General features: G+C 60.1%; 1 pseudogene. It reads left to right on the top strand.

The window, feature by feature from the left end:
- Positions 1–5: 5 nt before the first annotated feature.
- Positions 6–406: pseudogene (locus E0D98_RS25965) on the top strand (hypothetical protein); the annotation flags it as partial.

The raw sequence follows: 406 nt of genomic DNA on the forward strand, positions 1-406 counted from the left end.
TGCGACTGGATGTATCCCGGCTGGCGACGTTACTTATCAGCCGCCATGATGGCGTGCTGCCGCCGGTCCTGGCGTCTGCCATGCAAAAACTGACCGGAACCGTGGCGGAACTTGTACTGTCCGGCAGCCAGTGGCAGGCGCTGCCGGTACTTCCGGCAGACGGAACGCAGGTGTCTTTCCCGTATGCCGGCGAATGGCTGACGGAGGAAGAAATCAGGGCAGTTCTTGATGCGGTGCGCAATGCAGTACGAAGCATCTGTTACCAGGTGGCAGAAGATACGCGGCGTATCCGGGCGGCGCTGACCACCACCGGTCAGACGTTGCTGACCCGCCAGACGCGCCGCTTTCGTCTGGTCGTGAAGGAAAGCGATTACCCCTGCTGGCTTGATGAAGATGACGAAAATCT

Source organism: Escherichia sp. KCJ4928, from assembly GCF_004352695.1.
Classification (GTDB): domain Bacteria; phylum Pseudomonadota; class Gammaproteobacteria; order Enterobacterales; family Enterobacteriaceae; genus ECMA0423.